General features: G+C 69.0%; 12 protein-coding genes and 1 tRNA gene. 8 read left to right on the top strand and 5 right to left on the bottom strand.

Annotated elements, in window-relative coordinates; genetic code table 11:
* Position 1 precedes the first annotated feature (1 nt).
* Positions 2-9,319 carry a fatty acid synthase subunit beta domain-containing protein gene (locus ACWPXK_RS29595; protein ID WP_454199452.1) on the bottom strand — a complete coding sequence of 3,106 codons (9,318 nt, stop codon included), beginning with the start codon at positions 9,317-9,319 and terminating at the stop codon, positions 2-4.
* A 385-nt stretch (positions 9,320-9,704) separates the two neighbouring features.
* Here ACWPXK_RS29595 and ACWPXK_RS29590 point away from each other — a divergent pair.
* Positions 9,705-9,786 (top strand) — tRNA-Leu (locus tag ACWPXK_RS29590).
* A 61-nt stretch (positions 9,787-9,847) separates the two neighbouring features.
* Here the strand turns inward: ACWPXK_RS29590 and ACWPXK_RS29585 are convergent.
* The 3 genes from ACWPXK_RS29585 to ACWPXK_RS29575 form a co-directional block, all read right to left on the bottom strand.
* Positions 9,848-9,979: a hypothetical protein gene (locus ACWPXK_RS29585; RefSeq protein WP_454199451.1), complete on the bottom strand. Its 132-nt coding sequence runs from the start codon at positions 9,977-9,979 to the stop codon at positions 9,848-9,850.
* A gap of 154 nt (positions 9,980-10,133) precedes the next feature.
* A complete protein-coding gene (locus ACWPXK_RS29580; protein ID WP_454199450.1) occupies positions 10,134-10,895 on the bottom strand; it encodes a hypothetical protein in 762 nt (253 codons plus the stop codon).
* 84 nt (positions 10,896-10,979) lie between these two features.
* Positions 10,980-11,591 carry a TetR/AcrR family transcriptional regulator gene (locus tag ACWPXK_RS29575; RefSeq protein ID WP_454199449.1) on the bottom strand — a complete coding sequence of 204 codons (612 nt, stop codon included), beginning with the start codon at positions 11,589-11,591 and terminating at the stop codon, positions 10,980-10,982.
* 80 nt (positions 11,592-11,671) lie between these two features.
* On the opposite strand from ACWPXK_RS29575, the gene ACWPXK_RS29570 reads away from it, so the two are divergent.
* The 4 genes from ACWPXK_RS29570 (at position 11,672) to ACWPXK_RS29555 (ending at position 15,310) form a co-directional block, all read left to right on the top strand.
* Positions 11,672-12,688 (top strand): GlxA family transcriptional regulator, encoded by a 1,017-nt coding sequence (locus tag ACWPXK_RS29570; protein WP_454199448.1) that lies wholly within the window; start codon positions 11,672-11,674, stop codon positions 12,686-12,688.
* Positions 12,689-12,797: 109 nt separating this feature from the next.
* Positions 12,798-13,511, top strand: a complete 714-nt coding sequence (locus ACWPXK_RS29565) for an alpha/beta fold hydrolase (RefSeq protein WP_454199447.1) — start codon at positions 12,798-12,800, stop codon at positions 13,509-13,511.
* A gap of 55 nt (positions 13,512-13,566) precedes the next feature.
* Positions 13,567-14,532, top strand: a complete 966-nt coding sequence (locus ACWPXK_RS29560; RefSeq protein ID WP_454199446.1) for an alpha/beta hydrolase — start codon at positions 13,567-13,569, stop codon at positions 14,530-14,532.
* Positions 14,533-14,578: 46 nt separating this feature from the next.
* Positions 14,579-15,310, top strand: coding sequence for an alpha/beta fold hydrolase (locus ACWPXK_RS29555; protein WP_454199445.1), 732 nt, complete (start codon positions 14,579-14,581; stop codon positions 15,308-15,310).
* Between the two features lie 254 nt (positions 15,311-15,564).
* On the opposite strand, the gene ACWPXK_RS29550 is transcribed toward ACWPXK_RS29555, so the two are convergent.
* Positions 15,565-16,440: a FadR/GntR family transcriptional regulator gene (locus tag ACWPXK_RS29550; protein ID WP_454199444.1), complete on the bottom strand. Its 876-nt coding sequence runs from the start codon at positions 16,438-16,440 to the stop codon at positions 15,565-15,567.
* On the opposite strand from ACWPXK_RS29550, the gene ACWPXK_RS29545 reads away from it, so the two are divergent.
* Genes ACWPXK_RS29545 through ACWPXK_RS29535 form a run of 3 tightly spaced genes read left to right on the top strand, consistent with a single transcriptional unit; the run spans position 16,439 to position 20,477 of the window.
* Positions 16,439-17,923 (top strand): amino acid permease, encoded by a 1,485-nt coding sequence (locus ACWPXK_RS29545; protein WP_454199443.1) that lies wholly within the window; start codon positions 16,439-16,441, stop codon positions 17,921-17,923. The genes ACWPXK_RS29550 and ACWPXK_RS29545 overlap by 2 nt on opposite strands.
* The gene (locus ACWPXK_RS29540) at positions 17,920-18,987 is read left to right on the top strand and encodes an asparaginase (protein WP_454199442.1); all 1,068 of its coding nucleotides are present in this window, start codon (positions 17,920-17,922) and stop codon (positions 18,985-18,987) included. Before ACWPXK_RS29545 ends, ACWPXK_RS29540 begins: the two co-directional genes overlap by 4 nt.
* Complete coding sequence (locus ACWPXK_RS29535; protein WP_454199441.1) at positions 18,987-20,477, top strand: aspartate ammonia-lyase; 1,491 nt, start codon at positions 18,987-18,989, stop codon at positions 20,475-20,477. The genes ACWPXK_RS29540 and ACWPXK_RS29535 overlap by 1 nt, the downstream gene beginning before the upstream one ends.
* Positions 20,478-20,632 lie beyond the last annotated feature (155 nt).

The following is a 20,632-nucleotide window of genomic DNA, read 5'->3' as shown; positions in this document are numbered from 1 at the left end:
GTTACGCGCATCCGAGCCCGTTCGCCCGGTATGCCCCGTCCTCGGCCAAACGCGCGTCCGGCGAGAGCAGCACATCCGCCTCCAGTTGCCGAATCCGCTTGGCGGACGTGCCCTCCCCGCCGAGGCGGCGATCCGCGGGCCGCTCGTACAGCGGCGCGCCGCCACACATGGCCTCGACGAACCGCTGCCGGCCGGACAGCTGCCGCTCCTGCGCCCTGCGCTGGTACTCCGCGCGCTTGCCAGGCTCGATGGCCTGGATGAACGCCTGCGGGTGCACCACCGCGAGCAGGCCGGACACGTGCCCGAAGCCGAGCGAGGTGACCAGACCCGCCTTGAGCGGCAGCCGGTCGCCGAAGCGCAGCGGCTCGCGCACCCACACCAGGTGCGGATACTCACGCATCTTGTCGTCGACGCAGTCCAGGCTCCGATTCGGCGGTACCACACCGCTTTCCAGCACCTGGCACAGACCGATCAGCTGGAATGCGGCCGCACCGCCCTTGGCATGGCCGGTCAGGCTCTTCTGCGAGACGACGAACAGCGGAGCGCCGTCCGACCGCCCGATCGCGGCGGCCAGGCGTTCGTGCAGCTCGGACTCGTTCGGGTCGTTGGCCGCGGTCGAGGTGTCGTGCTTGGAGATCACCGCGATGTCGTCGGGCCGTACGCCGAGTTTGCGCAGCTCCGCGGCGAACCGCGACTCCCGGCCCCCTCGGCCCGCGCCCAGGGCACCGAGGCCCGGCGCCGGAATCGAGGTGTGCACACCGTCGGCGAACGACTGGGCATAGGCCACCACGCCGAGCACCGGCAAACCGAGCTCCATGGCGATATCCCCGCGGGCCAGCAGCACGGTGCCGCCGCCCTGCGATTCCACGAACCCGCCGCGACGGCGGTCGTTGGCGCGGGAGAAGTACCGGTCGCTGATGCCCTTGGCGCTCATGGCCGCCGAGTCCGCGGTGGCCGACATGTCACCGAAGCCGACGATGCCCTCGATGCCGAGGTCGTCGTAGCCGCCCGCGACCACCAGCTCCGCCTTGCCGAGCCGGATCTTGTCCACACCCTCCTCGACCGACACCGCGGCGGTGGCGCAGGCCGCCACCGGGTGCACCATCGCGCCGTAGCTGCCGACGTAGGACTGCACCACGTGCGCCAGCGCGACGTTCGGCAGCGCCTCCTGCAGGATGTCGTTCGGCCGCGGCTCACCGAGCAGGTTGTCGATGTAGAGCGAGCGCATCGAGGACATGCCGCCCATGCCGGTGCCCTGCGTGTTGGCCACCAGCGAGGGATGCACCCAGCTCATCAACTCGGCAGGACTGAAACCGGAGCTGACGAACGCGTCCACCGTGCACGCGATGTTCCACAGCGCCACCCGGTCCACCGAGGCGGCCATATCGGCCGAGATGCCCCAGATGGTCGGGTCCCAGCCGGTCGGGATCTGGCCGCCGACGGTGCGCGACAGCTTGGCCCGGCGCGGCACGCGAATCTCCGTGCCCGCCTTGCGCGTCACCGTCCAGTCGCCGGAATCGGGGACCGGTGTGATCACCGTGTGCTCGGGGTCGGCGGCGTGGAAGGCGCGGGCCTCGGCCTCGCCACCCACCGTGAACGACAGGTCCTGGTCGAGGAAGACCGAGGTCATCAGCGGAGCCGAGCCGTCGGTCATCGAGCCGTCGTCTTCGTAGCGGCGCACACCGCAGCGGGCGACCACCGCGTCGTGGTAGCGCTCGGCCAGCTCGTGCTCCGGTACGTAGTCGCCGGAGGCGGTGTCGTACCAGCCCGGCTTGGGATCGTTCTCCCAGGTGACCATGCCGGTGGTCCAGGCAAGTTCCAGCACGCCCGCCGCGGACAGCTCGTCGGAGACCTCCATCTCGAAGCGGGTGCGCGCCGAGCCGTAGGGGCCGAGTTCGCCCGCGCCCACGATGACCACCATGTCGGCCGGGTCCGCGCTCACCTCGCCCCACTCGGGCACCGGCAGCGCCGAGGACATGGTCGGCGGCGCGGGCAGTGCCGCGATGGTCTTCTCCGCGTCGGTGGTGGCCTCGGGCTCCGCAAGCTCGGCGGCCTGCTTGGCCAGCGCGGGCAGGTCCAGCTTGGCCCTGGCCAATCCGCCGGTCAGGTCGATCTGCTGTGGACCGGCGGCGGTCACCTGCCTGGCCCGCGAGGTGCACCACTTGAGCAGCTCGTCGGCCATCTCGGTGGTGGACCAGGTCTGCACGCCCGCCTTCTCGACCGCGGCGACCATCGGGTCGTTGTGGCCCATCAGGCCGGTGCCACGCACCCAGCCGATCAGCGCGTGCACCAGCGTGACCCGAGCCGACCACGACTTCTCGGCGCGCCACTTCGCGACCACCGCGTCCAGTGCCGCCTTCGACTCACCGTAGGCGCCGTCACCGCCGAACATGCCGCGGTTGGGCGAACCGGGCAGCACCACATGCAGTTTCGCGTCCACGTCGTGGTCGGCGCCCAGCTTGGACAGCCCGCCGATCAGCCGCTCGACCGACCAGAGCAGTACCCGCATCTCCAATTCGGCGCGTGCACCCGCGTCGGCGAGGTCACCGGCCACCCGCGGCGCTGCGAACGGCAGCAGCAGGGTCGGCGTCATCGCGTCCTTGACCTTGACCTTCGCGCCGCCGGCATTGTCCACCTGCTCGGTGCCGACCCAGTCGATCAGCGCGTCGATGTCCTGGTAGGACGCCATGTTCGCGGGCACGACCCACAGGGCCGCACCGTGCCGGGCGTTGTCCCGGTACAGCTTCCGGTAGAAGCCGAGACGCTCGTCGTTCAGCGTGGACGTGGTGACCACCACCGTGGCGCCACCGCTGAGCAGCCTGCCGGTCACCGCCGCGGCGATGGATCCCTTGCTCGCGCCGGTGATCACGGCGATGTCCGAGGACCAAGGCCCGGGCTCTTCGACGCTGCGCGCCGCTTCGGCGATCCGCTCGTACAGCCCGGCGAGCACCGAACGAGCCTCGTGCATCGCGCGCCGGCGCCACCAGTCCGCCTGCCTGGCAACGGCTTCGCCCGCCCCGAGGAAACCGGTGACCGGACCGTTCGCGCTTCCGGCGTCGTCGGCGAGCCAGAGCCGGGCCAGATCCTCCCGCGCCGTGGCCCACCGGTCGTCCAGCAGCACCGCCTTGCGCGCGTCGAACACCGGCGCGACCAAACGCGGCCAGTCCGAACCCAACTCGGCCGAGACCAGGTCGACCAGCGAGTCGTCCGCCGCATCCGGTGCGGAGACGCGCTCGGACAGTCCGAGCTGCTCGAGCACCACGCGGGCGGCCGTGGCCAGCACGCCGTCGCGGCCGGTGATCTGCTCGGTGAACTCGCCGAGCGCGGCCGCGTCGACGGTCCCGCCGCCACCTCCGCCGGCGGCGGGCAGCGACACCGCGACACCGCGACGGGCCGCGACGGCCTGCACGGCGGCGTCGATGGCCGCGTCGACCGAGGCGGCGTCGCTCAGCGAGCCGGAGACCAGCCCCCCGAGATCGCCGCCACGCACGCTGGTGCCCTCTCTGGTGCCGAGCGACACTTCGGCGGTCACGTGGCTGGCCCACCCCTCGCCGAGTTCCCAGACCTTCTTCACCCGCTCGGCGATGGCGGCCGGACGCTTGCCGGACGGGCCGAGCACCTTGCGCAGATGGTCACCGATCGCATCGGTGAGGACGGATCCGAAGGGACGGTAGGTGCGGGCCAGCCGCTCCACGGTCGCGGAGAGCGCGCCCATGTCGGCGTCGGCCGCGCCGTCGATCGCGCCGAGCGAGAGCTCGGAACCGAGGTCGACGAGCAGCTGGTTACGCCGGGAGGAGACGCCGTCGCACAGGCCCTCGATGGTGTCCACCGGACCGATCTGGTCCAGCCGCAGCTTCGTCCACAGTGCGATCAGCACGCGGGTGGCGTCGGCGGCGGTGAACGCGATGTCGTCCGGACGCGGGCCCGTCGAACTCGGGGCGGGCGCGGCGACCGGAGCCGCCGCGGCGGCGGGTGCCGGGGCCGCGGCGGCCGTGGGCTCCTCGACCGGCTCGTCGACAGACGCGGGCTCGGTATCGGTGGCGTACACGATCGCGGCTTCGCGCTCGATGTTGAGCACCTCCACCTTGGCGCCGCCGAACGCGGGCAGCTTCAACGTCTGGCTCGCCAGGTTGGCCACCGTCGGTGTCGCGCCGAGGCCGATCTCCACGAACCGCTCCACGCCGAGGCCGCCCTGCGCGGCCTCGGTGAACAGCAGGTCCTGGGTCTCGATCCAGCGCACCGGGCTGGCGAACTGCCAGGCCAGCAGCTCGACCAGCACGACGCGGCACAGGTCGGCCGGGCGGGCTGCCCAGCTGTCGAAGTCGGCCAGCACCGCGGCCAGCGGCTCCGACGGCACCAGGTCCGCGATCTCCTGGACGAACGCACGCTCCAGCGAGAACGGCTTCGGCACCAGGTTCGGGATGTAGCGGCCGAGCAGGATCTCCGGGTGCAGGTCCGCTGGCAGCAGCTGCTCGAGCTTCTGCCGGAACTCCGGAACGCCCTTGCGCAGCACGGTGGAGTGGAACGGCACATCGATGCCGGGTACCAGGATGAACGCCCGCTTGCCACCGAATTCCGCACGGCGGCGGTCGATCTCCTTCTCCAGCGCGTCCAGCCCGGCCACCGTGCCCGCGATGGCGTACTGCGAGCCGCGCAGGTTCAGGTTGACCACCTCGAGGAACTCGCCGACGCGCTCGCCGACGCCGTTGACGAAGTCGACCACGTCCTCGTCGGCCAGCCCGATCTGGGAGGGCCGGATCGCGGCCATCCGGTAGTCGCTGCGGCCCTGCGCGTCCCGCGGCACCAGCTCGTGCATCGCCGAGCCGCGCTGGAACACGACCTCGAGCACCGCCTCCAGCGGCAGCACGCCCGCGACGGCCGCGAGCGCGTTGTACTCGCCGACCGAGTGGCCCGCGAAGATCGCGCCCTCCACGAACGCACCGGCTTCGCGCAGCTCCGCCACCTGGGCGACGCCGAGGGTCGCCATGGCGACCTGGGTGAACTGGGTCAGGTGCAGCACGCCGTCCGGGTGCCGGTGCTCGACACCGCGCGCTTTCAGGTAGGTCGGGTTGTCCCGCACCACGGCCAGGATCGAGAAGCCGAGCGCGGCACGGGTGTGCTTGTCGGCGCGCTCCCAGATCTCCTTGGCGGCCTTCGACCTGGCGCGGGCGTCCAGCCCCATCCCCTTGCGCTGGATGCCCTGGCCCGGGAAGGCGTAGACGGTCTTCGGCGCGGCGGTGCGACCGGTCGCGGTCATCACCAGCTCGCCGCCGGTCCGGCAGGAGACCTCGACGATCTCGCTGCCCGCGTCGACCGCGACGCGCTCCACGCGCACATCGATCTCCGCGCCGGGGCGGACCATACCGAGGAAACGGGTGGTCCACGCGGTCAGCGTCCGCGCGGGAACCGAAGCGGCCGGATCGATCGCCGACACCGCGTGCTGCGCGGCGGCCGACAGCCACATGCCGTGCACGATCGGGCTGCCCAGCCCGGCCAGCTTCGCGGCGGCATCGCTGGTGTGGATCGGGTTGTGGTCGCCGGAGACGGCGGCGAAGGCGTGCATGGTGCGCGGCGCCACGATGGTGACGTCGCGACGACGCCTGCGCGGCGTGTCGGTGGCCGCGTCGGACAGCGTGCCCGCCGCGCGCGGCGGATCGGCGAGTTCGCCTGTGCCGTTGCGTCCGCGGATCGCGAATCGTTCGGTGAGCGTGGCCAGCACCGGCATGGACATCCCGGTCTCGGGCTTGTCCAGCATGGCGGTGATCCGCACGGTGACCTCGACGACGCGACCGAGGTCGGTGTCGAGGGTCTCCCCGGCCTCCGCGCGCACCGCGAGCACGCTGGTCTCCGCAGGCAGCTCCCCGGCCAGGTGGACCTGGTGGTCCAAGTGGACCAGGTCGAGCATGCCCTCGATGACGCTCTCGCCCTTCGCCGTGCGCGCGGCGCCGAGCACCGCGAACACGGCGGGCCAGCAGGCGCCGACCAGCACGTCGGGCACGGTGCGGCCGAGCGTGCTCAAGGTGGCGGGCAGGCCGGAGCCGGTCACTCCGGCGTGATCGGCGATGAGATCCGGCGTCCAGGCCAGGTTCACGTGCGCGACCTTGCCCTTGACCTCCGGCAGCGCCTGCCCGGCCGCGACGGCCAGCAGCGCGGACATGGCCTCGTCCGCGTCGGCCTCGGTGACGACCGGGGCGCCGCCGTTGTAGACGGTGGTCGGCACGGTGATCCGGATGCGCACCGTGTTGTCCGCCAGCAACGGAACGGTCAGTTCCAGGTACGAGTGCTCCGGCTCGGGTCCGGTGGTCTCGACGAGCGTCGCGCCGCTGGGCGGATGCACCGCGCCGTTGCCGTCGACGACCCATTCGGACAGATCGCCGAGCCGGTGCACCGGGCTGATCGTGGTGCGCCCGGCCCACTGGACGTCCGGTGCGGCAAGGACGGCGTCGATCGGACCGGTGGTGATGCCCGCGGTGCGGCGCGCGTCCACCGGGGTGGGCGCCACACCCGCACGCACCAGCGAGTACGCGGTGTCCTGCTCGAAGCGGTCGAGCAGCTCGCCGACCGGCTCGTCGACCCGGGTGATGCCCGCGACCGAGACGGTGCCCGGGATGACACACACCTGATCGGCCGAGTAGCGCGGGTCATGCGCCTGCCACAGCGAATCCGAACGCCACCAGCGGCGCACGTCGGCGTCGACGATGGGGACAAAGTTGACCGGTTTGCCGGGGGTCTTGCACAAGGACACGAAGAACGGGACGTCGGCCGGGTGCAGCAGGGTCCGAGCCGCGGCGGGGTACCGGTCTTTCAGCGTGCACAGCGCGGCGACCGGGTCTTCGAAATCCTCATCGCTTCCGAACAGCGTGGGGATCTCGCCGCGGTCGGCCGGGTGCAGGCGGGATTCGGTGCGGCGCATCATCTCCGCGAACCGGTCGCGCCAGGTGATGTCCAGCCAGACCGAGCGGGTGGCCTCGGCGATGGCGTCGCCGAGGTCGCTGCCGCAGTCGAAATCCTTGCGGTGGTCCAGGCCGACCGCGAGCTCGACGTAGCGCTCCAGCCACTCCTGGTAGGTCATGGCCGCCACGTCGCCGAAGTACGGCTTGGCTGTCGCGTTCAGCGCCGCGATGATCTCGTCCCTGCGCGCGGCGACCGCGCCGGCGTCACCGGCGACCTCGTCGAGCAGGCGGCCGGTGCGCGAGGCGGCGTTGTCGATCTCGTGGATGTCGGCGCCCAATTGGCTACGGCCCGAGGCCATTCCACCGGACGCGGTGCCCGCGCCGACCCAATCCGGCGTACCGGGGGTGTCCACCAGCAGTTGCTTGACTTCCGGCGCGGTGGTGGCCTCCAGCGTCGCCATGGCGGCGGTGCCGACCAGCACGCCGTCCAGCGGCATGACGGGGTAGCCGTGCTGCACCGCCCATTCACCGGTGAGGTACTCGGTCGCGCGTTCGGGGGTCCCGATGCCGCCGCCGACGCACACCACGACGTTGGCGCGGTTGCGCAGTTCGGCATAGGTGGCCAGCAGCAGGTCGTCCAAGTCCTCCCAGGAGTGATGGCCGCCCGCCTTGCCGCCCTCGATGTGCATGATCACCGGGTAGTCCGGCACCTCGTCGGCGATGCGCAGCACCGCGCGGATCTGCGCGACGGTGCCCGGCTTGAACGCCACGTGCGCGATGCCGGCCTCGGTGAGTTCCTGGATGAGCGCGACGGCTTCCTCCAGCTCCGGAATGCCCGCGGTCACGATGACGCCGTCGAACGGAGCGCCCGCCGCACGGGAGTGCTGCACCAGTCGCTTGCCGCCCAGCTGGAGCTTCCACAGGTACGGATCCAGGAACAGCGAATTGAACTGCACCGCGCGACCCGGGTGCAGCAGCTTCTTCAGCTCGGCCACCCGGTCGGCGAAGATCTGCTCGGTCACCTGACCACCGCCGGCCAGTTCCGCCCAGTGGCCCGCATTAGCCGCGGCGGCGACGATCTTCGCGTCGACGGTGGTGGGAGTCATGCCCGCGAGCAGGATCGGCGAGCGGCCGGTCAGCTTGGTGAACGCGGTCTCGACGACGATGCGCCCGTTGGGCAGCCGCACCGGTCGCGGCGCGAACGCCGACCACGGTGCCGCCGGTTCCGGCGCCGCACCCGGGGTGAGCAGGCTGCGCTGCCCGGCGCGGGTGGCGGCGGCGACCATGCCGACGCCGGTGCCCTTCAGCGTGCCGGAGGTGATACGGGACAGCAGATCGCCCGGACCCAGGTCCAGAATCCATTGCGCCCCAGCCGAGATGACACCCTCGACGATGTCGACCCAGTCGATCGGGTCCACCAGGATCTGTCTTGCCAGCCCGCCCGCCAGCTCGGCGTCCAGTCCGCACTGGGTGGCCCAGCTGCTCACCAGGTCGACGGTGTCGGCCAGGGCGGGATGGTGGAACGCGACGTCGACGGACACGTCCTCGAAGACTGGAGCAAACACCGAGCCACCACGCACCTTGGCGTCTCGCTCGCGCGCCTGCTCGTCGTGGATCTGCGCACACCGCTGGCGCACTCGCTCCAGTTGCGCCGGCGGGCCGGACAGCACCGCGCGACGGCGTCCGTTGCGGATCGAGACCACCACGGCAGCGGCCGGGTCGAGCCCCTCGCACACCTGGGCCACCACGCCGCGCAGCCGCTCGGGATCGACGTTCGACACCGCGACCATCGGCGACCGATCGCCCACCGGCATCAGCCCACGCCGCCGCGCGACCAAACCCGCTGCGGCGCCGATCATCTGGGCGATCGCCAGCAGCTCAGCGTCACGCGTGCCGCCCGCCTCGACCGCGGCCGCCGCCAGCAGTCCCTGCGAGTGCCCGACGACCGCGGCCGGCGCGTGCTCGGCTGCGTCCAGGCCCTGCAGCCGCAGTGCCCGCACCGCCGCCACCTGGGTCAGCAGCACACCCGGCATGGACACCGCGGCCGAGCGCAGCACCTGCTCGGACGGTGCCGCGGAGGTTTCGCCCTCCTCGGCGTCGGCGAGCTCGTTCTCCAGCATCCAGCCGATCGGGTCGAAGCCCACCGGCCGCACCACCAGCAACTGCGCGGCAACCGGCTCGAGCAGCGTGGCCGCCTCGTTGACCAGTGCGGTCAGCTCCGGCTCCAGCGCGCTGTCGCGCCCGATCTCCTCCAGTTCGTTCAGCCACTGCGCACCCTGCCCACCGAAGGCGAGCGCGTACGGCACGCCACCGAGCAGACGATCCAACAGCGGCGACCGCGCCCCGCCCGGCGCGGCCTTCCCGGCGGTCGCGACCACCTTCGCGCTCCGTCCGGTCCCGGTCTTGGTGCTCTCGTTGATCGTCAAGGCGCTTCGACTTCCTTTTCCATGCGACATGCCTCGGCGACACGCCGGTCCCTCTCGGTACACGGGTGATCGCGGGCGATCGGCCTGATACCGGCGAGGATGGCACAAAATCATGAGGAAATCCTCACGTTTGCCCCCCGGCGTGGCCGCTACTTCGCGGTATTTGAGTACTTACGTACCAGAATGATCAGGAACATGACCCGGCCTCATGTTTGAACCCCCTGGTCCATGGGTTACCAACACGTAGGAAACATGAGCGCCCCTCATGTTGGCAGTTTCCAAATCGTTATAATCCCAGGTAAGGTTACTGGCGAGTACGCCACGCCCACCCAATGCTTCGCTATGGCCGAAATGCCCGGTAGAGTTTGGACGGTCGTACCATCAAGCGCGAGTGGCGAAATTGGCAGACGCGCCAGATTTAGGTTCTGGTGTCCACGGACGTAGGGGTTCAAGTCCCCTCTCGCGCACAGATTCCCGTCCTCGGTGTCGCGCCCGGGTGGCCGACCTACCTCCACATCCGGACGTCCGTTAGACCGCCTTCGCGTCGTGCCGGTCGCGCTGGGCGACCGCACCGCTGGCCGCTGGCCAGACCCGCGCCAGATCGAGCAGGTGCCGCAGGTCGGCGTCGAAATCTTGGGCAGCCAACAAGGAACGCGACACCGCCTCCGAACTCGTCGGTGGCCAACCTGCTTTCCTGGCCTGTACCGCATGCGCGAGATGACACGCGTAATCCGTATGCCCGAAGGCCTTCCGTCCAGGTGACCATTCGAGCCACCTGGAGCCTGCGGGAAATACGGGCGCAGTACGCGTTGTCTTACCTGGGCGCCGGAGTGAACGGCTGATTGATCGTGGTGAAGTATTGGGCCAGGGCGGCGATGGCGACCGGGGCCGTGACGAAGAGTTGGCCGGCGAGGGTGCCGAGTGCGCCCACCGCGATGATGCCGCCCAGGCAGCCGACGGCGGCGGCGGGAATGAACGGCCCGAACATGCCGACGATGGTCGCGGCGGCGACGGTGGCGCCTGCGATGCCGCCGAGTACACAGCCGACGATGCCGCCGCCGATACCGCCGACGGTGGTGCCGATCGCGGCCCCGGTTGCGATGGTGTCCTTCAATCGAGTGAAGGCGGCGACTTCACGTTCGTACGGCGTTCGCCACAGCGCCTGGTCTTCGAAAGGAAGCGCGACCGGCTGGTACACCGCGTGCTCGAGGTCGAATCGTGGTGTCAGCGTGGCGGTTCGGCCCTGAATGTCGGCGGCGATGGGGAAGATGAAATCGTCGACACGAAATTCCAGCGGGGTGCCCGCGAGTACGGTGCCGTTGGCTGCTTTGACTTCGAAAACCCCGTTTTCGACCGCCATCGAACCCGAGTCGATGTCGACGACCATGCTCTCTTCGGAAGTGGTCGCGGTGTAGTTCACGATTCCGCTGTCGGCGGCCTGCGGAGCGGCGCCTGCGGTTCCGGCGGCGATGCCGGTAATCGCCACGGCCAGCGTCGATATTGTCGCGAGCGCGCGGCCCAGATTGGCATCCATGGTGAAACCTCCTGCGGGAGTCGTGGTCTCGAAGTCGGTCATCACCGTCGCAGGATGTGGCTGAAGGCAGCCTGAAGTCCCCTGAAATCCGTTTCAGGAACGGTCGCCAGTCGACTTGCCGGGCGATCAGTGGACGAGCTGATCGGCCCAGGATGATGGCAGGGCATCGGCCGAGATGTCGGCGATCTCTTGCAACCGTGTCGGCGGAATCCCCAAGCGGCTCAGCTGGATCAGGCCTTGAGCGACCACCACGATGTTGGCGCTCAGAGCTGACAGTACGGCTTCGTCGACATCGCCCGCGCGGTGCATGGCGGGACGCAGCCCTTCGGCGACACCCTGTTCCATCGCCGTGGTGGTGCGGGTGCCGATGGCGGCCACTTCGGGAATGCGGGTGCCGAGGTGGGCGATACTGTTGATCATCAGGCAGCCACGCCGGTCCGGATGGGCGGCGCAGTCGTCGATGATCGCCTGGAACAACGCACGGACCGCGGAACGCGCCGATCCGGCGGTCGACCCGATGGCCTCGCGGACGAGGCGAGCACGCCGCTCGCAGTAGCGTTCGAACGCCGCGAGAAAAAGGCCGCGCTTGCTGCCGTAGGCAGCGTAGATGCTGCCGTTCCCGACGCCGGTCGCGAGCGAGACATCTTCTACCGATGTGCTGTCGAAACCCTTCGACCAGAACAGCTCGGTCGCGGCATCGAGCAAGTCCGATTCGTCGAACCGTCGCGGCCGTCCCATGGCCCTCACCGTACCAATCGACCTGCGAGGTCGCGCACACCCGCTTGTTCTGGAGTCTCGCCTCCATAATAATGGTGGACATGTCTTCCAAATACCGCGACCAGCCCCGCAGGCGGGTGGGCGTCCTTGTCTTCGACGGCGTCAAGATGCTCGACTTCGCCGGGCCCGCGGAGGTGTTCGTCGAGGCGAACCAGTCGCTGGCTGGTTACGAGGTGGTCTTGGTCTCGGCCGACGGCAAAGACGCCCAGACCTCGATCGGTGCCCGCGTCGCGGTGAGCTGCGCGGCCGTCGATGCGGGTCGCTTCGACACCGTGGTGATTCCCGGCAGCGAACTTCACCCCACGAAGTTCGTGACCCCCGAGGTATTGGCGGCGGCGCGGCATCTGTCCTGCGCTACGCGGCGCCTGGCATCGATCTGCAGCGGCGCGTTCGTGCTGGCCGATCTGGGGCTGTTCGACGGCAGACGCGCGACCACACATTGGAAATTCGCGACCGATCTCGCGCGGCGGTTCCCAGCGATCGAGGTGGAACCGGACGCGATCTTCGTGCGCGACGGCAATCTGTACAGTTCGGCCGGCGTGGCCGCCGGTGTCGATCTGGCGCTCGCACTGGTCGAGGAGGACCACGGCGCCGACGTCGCCCGGCGGGTGGCGCAGTCGCTGGTGGTCTACATGCAGCGCGCGGGCGGGCAGTCGCAGTTCTCGGCCTCGCTGCGCGGACCGGTGCCGCGCAGTCCCCTGGTCCGCGGCGTAGTGGATCTGATCTGCGCGGACCCGGCATTCCCGCACACGGTCCAGACCCTGGCCGCCCACGCGCGGGTCAGCGTCCGTCATCTCACCCGGCTGTTCCGCGCCGAACTCGAACGGTCCCCCGCGGAATACGTCGCGTTCATCCGATTCGGCATGGCCAGGGACATGCTGCACGCCGGATACGGCGTCACCGAGGCCGCGATGGCCGCCGGGTACGGCAGCAGCGAGGCGCTGCGTCGCGCCTTCGTGGCGCGGCTGGGGATTTCGCCGCGAAAGTACCAGCAGCGCTTCCGGTCGACCGGCTCAGCCGCCGCGACAGACCCGGCGATCGAGCTAGCGGTGTCCTGATCGGAGGCTTTTGCGGCCCGTGGTGAGGGGCGTGGCATCCAGTGTCCGGCCGACACTGTCTCAGGCACAGCGCCGTCGGCGTGCCGCAGAAAGGAACGTCATGTCCCCCATGGCAAGTCCGACCATCGTTCTCGTGCACGGCGCCTTCGCCGATGCCTCGAGCTGGTCCCCGGTCACCGAGCGGCTGCTCGGCCAAGGCCACCAGGTTGTGGCTCCACCGGTCTTCAACCGCAGTCTGTCCGCCGATGCGGCCTACATCCGGTCGGTGGTGGAGCAGATCGACGGACCGGTCCTGCTGGCCGGGCACTCGTACGGTGGAGCCGTCATCACCGTCGCGGGTGTGGCCGACAATGTCGTCGGGCTGATCTACGTGTCCGGCTACGCCTTGGCGGAAGGCGAGAGCCTGGGGCAACTGCAGGGCGGATTCCCGGACTCCGACCTGGCGGCCAACCTCGTCTACGCGCCCTACCCGGTCGAGAACGGCGAGCCCGGCACGGATGTCTCGGTCGGCATCGACGCCTTCCCCGAGGTATTCGCGGCGGGCCTCGACCCCGCGAAGGCGAAGGTCCTCGCGGTCTCGCAGCGGCCGTTGTCGGCGATCGCGTTCAATGAGCCCGCCTCGGCGGCCGCATGGAAGACCAAGCCGGGCTGGGGCATCGTGTCCAGCGCCGACCGCACCATCAACCCGGACGTCGAACGTTTCGGCTATCGGCGGGCCGGGCTGCGGGCGGTGGTCGAGATCGACGGACCACACCTGGTGATGCAGACCCACCCGGACGAGGTCGCGGCCGTGATCACCGGCGCGATCGCCGAATCGGCCTGAGCCGCCGTACTTTCACCACCACTCCACACCTTCCCGGTACGAGAAAGGCACCCACATGTCAGGAAACCCGCTCGGTATCTCGCTCGAGCAGGCGGCGCAGGAGTTCGTCGACGCGACCGCACAGCCGCCGTTCCTCTACCAGCTCCCGCCGGAAGAGGGACGCAAGGCCGTGGACGCGGTCCAGGACTCGCCGATCTTCAAGCCCGACATCGACGAGGAGTGGATCACCGTCGAGGGCGGGCCCACCGGCTCGGTGCGGGCCCGGATCGTCAAGCCGCAGGGCGTCACCGGAACACTCCCGGTGATCGTCTACACCCACGGCGCGGGATGGGTGTTCGGCGACGCGCACACCCACGACCGCCTGGTCCGGGATCTCGCCGTCGGCGCGCATGCGGCCGTGGTGTTTCCCGAATACGACCGGTCGCCGGAGGTGCGCTACCCGGTGGCCAACGAGCAGTCCTACCGGGTCGCCCAGTGGGTCACCACCAATGGCGCGGAGAAAGGCCTCGACTCGTCCCGGATCGCCATCGCGGGCGACTCGGTCGGCGGCAACATGGCCATCGCGTTGACGCTGATGGCGAAGGAGCGCGGAGATGTCTCGTTCGTCCAGCAGGTGCTGTTCTATCCGGTGACCGACGCCAACTTCGATACCGGCTCCTACCAGCAGTTCGCCGAAGGATACTTCCTGACTCGCGAAGGCATGAAGTGGTTCTGGGACCAGTACACCACCAACCCGGACGAGCGCGCGCAGATCACCGTGTCGCCGCTGCGGGCAACCACCGAGCAGCTGGCCGGGCTACCGCCCGCGCTGGTCATCACCGCCGAAGCCGACGTGCTGCGGGACGAGGGTGAAGCCTTCGCGGGCAAGCTGCGCGCCGCGGGCGTCCCGGTCACCCAGGTGCGCTACGGCGGGATCGTCCACGACTTCGTGATGGTCAACTCGTTGCACGACACCCACGCGGCCGAAGCAGCGGTGGCGCAAGCTGTCGCGACGCTGCGGGCCGCGCTGTATCCGGCGTGACTCGACCCGCGCCATACCCATCGACCGAATCCGAAGGAACCCACTCGTGAGCACCGAGCCCACCAATCCTGCCGCCGCGCCGACGATCGTGCTGGTCCACGGCGCCTTCGCCGACTCGTCCAGCTGGAACGGGGTCATCGAACAACTACGCGCACAAGGACATCCCGTGATCGCCGCAGCCAACCCGTTGCGCGGTCTCGACAGCGACGCCGCCTACGTCTCGTCGGTCCTCGACAGCGTCGAAGGACCGTGCGTCCTGGTCGGCCACTCCTACGGCGGGAGCGTCATCACTGTCGCGGCCGCGGCGAAAACCACTGTGAAGGCGCTGGTCTATATCGCCGCCTTCATTCCCGATGAGGGCGAAAGCGCGCTGCAACTGACCGACAAGTTCCCCGGATCCACCCTCGGACCGACCACCCGGCCCGCGTCCTACCCACTCCCTGACGGCGGCACCGGCACCGAGCTCTACATCCGGCAGGATGAATTCCATCAGCAGTTCGCCGCCGACGTGCCCGCCGCCACCGCGGAGCTGATGGGCGCGACCCAGCGGCCGGTCGCCCTCGACGCCTTGCAACAACCGGCGACCGCGACGGCGTGGCGGAATGTCCCGGCGTTCGCGCTGGTCACCACCGAGGACAAGAACATCCCGGTACAGGCCCAGCGGTTCATGGCCGAACGTGCGGGCGCCGACGTCGTCGAGGTCTCCGCCTCGCATGCGGTCTCGGTTTCCCGGCCTGACGCGGTCAGCGATCTGATCATTCGGGCTGCGAAACAGTAGGAACGAACAATCCTGGGAGGCCGCACCGCCATCAGGACTCCGTGCGGCAGGGAATTCCCAGCGGCACGGGCTCTCGATATGCCGCGCGGCCTCCTTCCTGCTTCCGCGGCTTGTGCACCGCGCCTCGTATCGAGATGCCACCGGCCGTTGGGAGCCAGTGTCGGATATTCGACGCCTATCCGCCGTCGCGCGAGGCGGGCCCGACCGAGCAGATTGTCTCCGCGACCACGCGGGAAGTACCGCGTTGGCCGCGATTACTCGCCGATTCGGGCTATCGTCTCCGCCACCCGCTCCAGGTGTTCGGCCATCGCTTGCCGTGCGGCCTCCGGCGAGCCCGCCTCGATGGCCCGGACGATGGCCTCGTGTTCCCGATCGGAGTCGGCACGGCGATCCTGGGTGAGATTGAGGAATTCCGACTGCGGGTCCAGCGCGCGGCGGGTATCGGCTACCACCGCGGTCAGCATTTTGTTTCCGCTCGCCGCCGCTATCGCGGTGTGCAACTCGCCGTCATAACGGACCCACTCGCGGGCGTCGGTGGCCGATGCCAATTTGCCGAGTAGCTCGAAAAGCCGCCGAAGTTGGTCCGGCGCACGGCGTTGCGCCGCGAACCCCGCGGTGGGGATCTCGATGAGTTGGCGAGCCTCGATCAGATCTCCGGCGTCGACACCGGCGAACGTCAGTTGCGGCCTCTCCTTCTTGGAGACGACGAAAGTACCTCGGCCCGTTCGTGTTTCAGTCAAGCCGAGGGTCGCACAGGCGTGCAGCGCCTCGCGGACCACCGGACGGCTGACGCCGAACTGTTGGGCCAAGGCGAGTTCGGCGGGCAAGCGGTCGCCTACCGCGTATTCGCCGCTTTGGATCAGGCCCTTCAGCCGACGAAAGACCGCTTCCGTGGCGCCGATGCGCTGCACCCGGCCTTCTTCGACTGTCACGTGACCAAGTATGGAGATCCGCCGAAAGGGCGTCAAAACGCTCGGTCCAGCGAAATTCGTGTCGTCCCGGCGTTGACAGCGGTTGTGACCCGCATTACGGTCAACCTGTCTTACAGCCTGACCGCATGGCAGCCATACTCCTCCGTCGAGCAGCGCGCCGCCATGCAGGCTGGATTTCGGCCCAAGGAAGGTTTCCATGACGCACCCCGATGAACTGTCGGCCCGGCCAGCCACGCGAACACCAGCGGCGAAGCTCGATATCGGCGACGTCGGCTACCAGAAACAGCTACGCAAGCGCCACATGCAGATGATCGCGATCGGCGGCTCCATCGGCACCGGGCTCTTCCTGGGGGCCAGCGGCCGCATGGCGCTCGCCGGGCCGTCGCTGGCCATCGTCTACATCGTGTGCGGCGTCTTCACGTTCATGGTCGTGCGCGCGCTCGGCGAGCTGGTGATGTACCGGCCGTCATCTGGAGCGTTCGTCTCCTACGCCCGCGAGTTCCTCGGCGAGCGCGGGGCCTATTCCGTCGGCTGGCTGTACTTCCTGAATTGGTCCACCACATTGGTCGCCGACATCACCGCTGTGGCGCTGTACGCGCATTTCTGGTCGCCGTTCGTCCCGATACCGCAATGGGTCCTCGCGCTGATCGCGCTGGCGGTCGTCGTCGGGCTCAACGTCGTGTCGGTGCGCCTGTTCGGCGAGTTCGAGTTCTGGTTCGCACTGATCAAGGTCGGCACCATCGTCGCATTCATGCTGCTGGCCGTGGTGTTCCTCGTCACCGGCACACCGGTCGACGGCAACGTCCCCGGCTTCTCGACGATCACCGATAACGGTGGCTTCTTCCCACACGGCCTTACGCCAATGCTCACCATCGCGCTCGGCGTGGTGTTCGCGTTCGGCGGGACGGAGATGATCGGCGTGGCCGCGGGCGAATCCGACAACCCCGGCGCCGTGGTTCCGAAGGCCGTCAACTCCATCATGTGGCGGATCATCCTGTTCTACGCGGGGTCGGTGGTCCTGTTCACGCTGTTGCTGCCGTGGACCGCGTACTCCCCCAGCGAGAGCCCGTTCGTCACCGTGATGAGCTCCATCGGAATCCCGCACGCGGGCGATGTCATGAACCTTGTCGTGCTCACCGCCGCGATGTCGAGCCTGAACGCGGGCCTGTACGCGACCGGTCGTACCCTGCGGTCGATGGCCGTGGCCGGGGCGGCGCCACGCTTCGCCGCCCGGATGAACCGCAATGGCGTTCCGTACGGCGGAATCCTGATCACCAGCTCGGTGGGCATCGCCGGTGTCGTGCTGAATCTCCTCTTGCCCCAGAAAGCGTTCGAGATCGTCCTGAACCTTGCCGGACTCGGTATCGTCGGGACCTGGGCTTCGATCATGATCTGTCACTGGATTTTCGTGCGGAAGTCCCAGCGGGGTGAGTATCACCGACCGGACTTCCGGCTCCCGTTCGCTCCGGTACTCAACATCCTGACCCTCGTCTTCCTGGCCGGTGTCGTCGCGCTGATGTTCTTCGACGACGAGATCGGGCGCATCACGCTCGCGGTGTTCGCCGTCGTCGTCGCGGCCATGCTCGCGGGATGGTTCCGGATCAGGGGCCGTCTCGATCCGGACGTGCTCGCCCCGATGGATCGCCCGGACGCGACCGCCGAGGGAGCGAAGGGCGCATGATCGATTGCGGAGCAGCACATCCCCATGCGTTGCGGGTTCACGTCCTCTACACCGGCGGCACTTTCGGAATGGCCGACCAGGGCGCCGGTATGGGACCGCGTTCGGGAATCGGTGCCGAAATCGCGGAGGTCATCGCCCGATACGAGGAGGTGACGGGCCGGTCGGTCGAGTTCCGGTATGCCGAGTTCGACCGCGTCATCGACAGCGCGGCCGCCGACTCGGGCACCGCCTTCCGGATAGCGGAGTGGGTCCGACACCGCATCGAATCGGAGCGCCCGGACGGTGTCGTCGTCATTCACGGAACCGACACCATGGCCTATGTCGGCGCCCGCGTAGCCTTCGAACTGCGTGATCTCGCTGTGCCCGTGGTGCTGACCGGCGCCCAGGTACCTCTTGGCCATCCCGGCAGCGACGCGCAGCGCAATGTGCATCTCGCGCTGGATTCGATTGCCACTCAACCAGGTCCGGGAACCTACATCGCGTTCGGCTCGGCTTTGCATCCGGCCGTGCGGGCGAGCAAACGCGCGTGTGACGACTACGACGGCTTCACCACCGTTCGGGAATTCACGCCGCCCCTGTCCCCTGCGGCATTGCTACCGCGACGACACGGCACGGCAACCCGCCTTCCGGTGGGGCTGCTCACCGTCTTTCCCGGTCTGCACGCCGACCTGCTCGCCGCGGCGATTCGGCAGTATCCCGGTGGAATAGTCCTCGAATGCTACGGCTCGGGCACGATGCCGCACGGAGCCGAAGTAATCGAGACGCTCCGGACGGCGACGCGGCGCGGAACCCCGGTCGTCGCGATCACCCAATGCGACAGCGGTTCGGTCGATCTCGCGCGGTACCTGCCCGGACGGGCCCTGCTGGACGCGGGGGTGATCAGCGGAGGCGACATGACCAGGGAGGCGGCGCTCGCCAAGCTGGCCTACCTCGTCGACCTCGGGTTCTCCGGCGGGCAACTGCGGGACTGGATGACGACCAACATGCTCGGCGAGCTGTCGAATCCTGCCACGCCGCCCCTGGTACCTGCCCGCGAAGACGCCCTGACCGCCCGGAGCCGATGATGACCGAGAACACCCGGACCGAACGAGACTCGCTCGGCACCCGCACCGTGCCCAGCGACGCCTACTGGGGCATCCACACCGCACGCGCGCTGGACAATTTCGCCATCACCGGCGACAGCATCGGGCGATACCCCGCGCTCGTCGCCGCACTCGCCACGGTCAAGCAGGCCGCCTGCCGTGCGAACCGAGAGCTCGGCATTGTGGACGCTCGCCGCGCCGACGCGATCGAATCGGCCTGCGCCGAGATCAGGGGCGGCGCGCTGCACGACCAGTTTCCGATCGACCCGATCCAAGGCGGCGCGGGAACCTCGACGAACATGAACGCCAACGAGGTGATCGCCAACCGGGCGCTGGAGTTGCTCGGCCACGATCGCGGGACCTACACCGAACTGGACCCGCTCGACCACGTCAACCTCGGCCAATCCACCAACGACGTGTACCCGACCGCGGTTCGCATCGCCGTCGTGCGGCACATCCGGGAACTCGTCGCCGCCCTGCGCCGCCTCGCGGACGCGTTCGGCGCCAAGGCGGACGAATTCGCCGACGTCATCAAAATGGGTCGCACCCAGTTGCAGGACGCCGTGCCGATGACCCTCGGACAGGAATTCGGCACCTTCGCGGTCATGGTGCGCGAGGACTGCGACCGGCTCGAGGAGGGCATCGCCCTGCTGTGCGAGAGCAACCTCGGCGGCACCGCGATCGGCACCGGAATCAACGGCCATCCCAGCTACCCCGCGCTGGCCTGCGCCCACCTCGCCGAGCTCACCGGCGAACTCGTCACGCCCGCGGCCAATTTGATCGAGGCCACCCAGGATTGCGGCGCCTTCGTTCAGGTCTCCGGCATCCTCAAGCGGGTCGCGGTGAAACTGTCCAAGACGTGCAATGACCTGCGGTTGATGTCCTCTGGTCCCACAACGGGATTCGGTGAGATCAATCTGCCGCCGGTCCAGGCCGGGTCATCCATCATGCCGGGGAAGGTCAATCCGGTCATTCCGGAGATCGTCAACCAAGTCGCCTTCGAGGCCATCGGCAACGACCTGACCGTGACCATGGCCGCCGAGGCCGGGCAGCTCCAGCTCAACGCGTTCGAACCGATCATCGCCTACGGCATGCTGCGCACGACCACGCATCTGACCGCAGCGGTCGACACCTTGGCGACCAAGTGCGTCGCGGGCATCACCCCCAATCGCGACCATCTCGAGCAGGGCGTTCGGCGCTCCGTCGGCATCGTCACGGCCCTGACCCCCTACATCGGCTACGCGGCCAGCGCCCGCATCGCCAAACAAGCACTGCAAACCGGGCAATCCGTCGCCGAGATCGCAATCGAACTCGGCTTGCTCACACCCGAAGCGATCGACGAAATCCTCGGAGCTCGCCGGCTCGCGGGCCTCTCGCATTCATCGGCCGACACCGCACCGCTGCGCCGCGCGCCAATGCGGCCGGCGGGGATACGAGTCGAGCGGAGCGGTCGTCTCGCAGCGTCCGATTGACGGCTCGTCGCCGACCTCGATCAACGCTGTTCTGTCGGCGGGCTCGACTTCGACGTGTCCGTCACGGCGATCTCCGGCGGTGTCTGGAAAGCAATGCGCCGCCATGTTTCCCGGCCGATGCATCCGATGCTAACGGGCTCAGCACCGAGCATTGA

Source organism: Nocardia sp. Marseille-Q1738 (assembly GCF_965283145.1).
Note: the sequence above shows the minus strand (reverse complement) of the source record. Positions and strands in the feature narration are given on the sequence as shown.

Bases quoted from the DNA above. Each gene is read 5' to 3' on its own strand.
- ACWPXK_RS29575 (WP_454199449.1), bottom strand. From the start codon at position 11,591: ATGGGACGGCCGCGACGGTTCGACGAATCGGACTTGCTCGATGCCGCG.
- ACWPXK_RS29580 (WP_454199450.1), bottom strand. From the start codon at position 10,895: ATGACCGACTTCGAGACCACGACTCCCGCAGGAGGTTTCACCATGGAT.
- ACWPXK_RS29540 (WP_454199442.1), top strand. From the start codon at position 17,920: ATGATCGATTGCGGAGCAGCACATCCCCATGCGTTGCGGGTTCACGTC.
- ACWPXK_RS29545 (WP_454199443.1), top strand. From the start codon at position 16,439: ATGACGCACCCCGATGAACTGTCGGCCCGGCCAGCCACGCGAACACCA.
- ACWPXK_RS29550 (WP_454199444.1), bottom strand. From the start codon at position 16,440: ATGGAAACCTTCCTTGGGCCGAAATCCAGCCTGCATGGCGGCGCGCTG.
- ACWPXK_RS29570 (WP_454199448.1), top strand. From the start codon at position 11,672: ATGTCTTCCAAATACCGCGACCAGCCCCGCAGGCGGGTGGGCGTCCTT.
- ACWPXK_RS29565 (WP_454199447.1), top strand. From the start codon at position 12,798: ATGGCAAGTCCGACCATCGTTCTCGTGCACGGCGCCTTCGCCGATGCC.
- ACWPXK_RS29560 (WP_454199446.1), top strand. From the start codon at position 13,567: ATGTCAGGAAACCCGCTCGGTATCTCGCTCGAGCAGGCGGCGCAGGAG.
- ACWPXK_RS29535 (WP_454199441.1), top strand. From the start codon at position 18,987: ATGACCGAGAACACCCGGACCGAACGAGACTCGCTCGGCACCCGCACC.